This window comes from Treponema sp. R6D11 (genome assembly GCF_054786075.1).
The window spans coordinates 1-1376 of sequence record NZ_BDHD01000337.1 but is presented as its reverse complement, the minus strand read 5'-3'; the positions used below and the strand labels follow the sequence as shown (position 1 = coordinate 1376).

General features: G+C 35.1%; 2 protein-coding genes. One reads left to right on the top strand and one right to left on the bottom strand.

Translation table 11 applies throughout. The features are described 5' to 3' along the window. Positions 1–12: 12 nt before the first annotated feature. Entirely contained in the window at positions 13–822 is an 810-nt protein-coding gene (locus ACYVTD_RS12885; protein WP_461248146.1) for a DNA methyltransferase, read from the bottom strand. A gap of 128 nt (positions 823–950) precedes the next feature. On the opposite strand from ACYVTD_RS12885, the gene ACYVTD_RS12880 reads away from it, so the two are divergent. After that, the gene (locus ACYVTD_RS12880) at positions 951–1265 is read left to right on the top strand and encodes a helix-turn-helix domain-containing protein (RefSeq protein ID WP_461248145.1); all 315 of its coding nucleotides are present in this window, start codon (positions 951–953) and stop codon (positions 1263–1265) included. The last annotated feature ends 111 nt before the right edge of the window (positions 1266–1376 follow it).

The following is a 1376-nucleotide window of genomic DNA, read 5'->3' as shown; positions in this document are numbered from 1 at the left end:
TTCATCTTCATATTAAAATTTTTTATCTATTTCTTCTATTAAATTGAGTTCAAAATTTTCGCTTTTTGTATAAATCAATATATATTCATGTTGTTTTGCAATTCCACCATAATCACGACCGCCACGATTATTAAGTAAAATAGAATTACTGACAAAATTACTTTCTCCAAATAAATCATCTAAAATTAATTTAAAATTTGCTTGTTCATTGTCGTCTATTGAAACAAATATTACACCATCGTTTTTAAGTAGTCTATGAGCGATTTTCAGACGAGGGTACATGAATGTGAGCCATGCGCTATGCGAACTTTTTCCTTGTATTGATTTCAGGCGGGTTATTTCTTCATCGGTATAACCTAATATTAATTTTAATTTCTCATCACTAAATTCAAAATTATCCGAATACACAAATTCCTTGCCAGTATTATATGGAGGATCGATATAGATTAGTTTTATTTGATTCTCGTAGGCATTGACTAAATGGCGAAGTGCGTCAATATTATCTCCTGTGATAAAAACATTACCGCTGTTAACGTTCTGTGCTTGAGAATTATGTTTACAATCGGGGACTATCATGGTTTCGGATTTTATACCCACTTGTAGGCGAGCATAATCCTTGCCCACAAAGCTCAATTTGTAGCCGTCTCGGGCTTCTGCGATATTGTTCCTTTTTAGTTCGTCTTCAAATATGTCTGTTTTGAAATTACCGTCTTTGTCAAAAAACTGGGGTATGGCAGCTTTTAGGGTGTTCAACAGGTCATCGTTTGGCTGGACTGTTTCGTTGTGGTTGAGGATGGCTTTTAAGCCGTTTGTGTCTGGCATTTTTCTGACTAAAAACTCCAAAATTTGATGAAAATACAAAATTCGGTGTCAACGACAATCCATACTATTATCTGTTTAATAAAAAGTCAAGATAATAGCATATTTATTCGGTATTAGGGTGAGTAAAAATGGAAGAAATGGAACTGCGGGGGATTTTAGGCAATAATATTAACCGCTGTAGGCGGTTGAATAACCTGTCTCAAGAGGTTCTTGCCGAAAAACTGGATAAATCCACCAACTTTATAAGCGATATTGAGCGAGGAAAATCATGGGTTTCTTCCGACACGCTGGTTAAGCTTGCCGCCGTGTTTAATGTTGAACCTTACGAACTTCTCAAAGCGGACGCTCTTTTAACGGAAAAGGAAACTGATATTTTAAAGTCCTATGCTGATGAAAATATGAAAGCGGTTTTAAGTGTGGTGAATCAGTTGGCAGGGAAGTAGGTGGCACAGACAACGAACAATCTGGAGAGATCTACCAATTTAATATCCATATTCTAATACAAGAATCTATTAATAAGAGTATTATTGCTATCTATTATTTCTATATTAGGT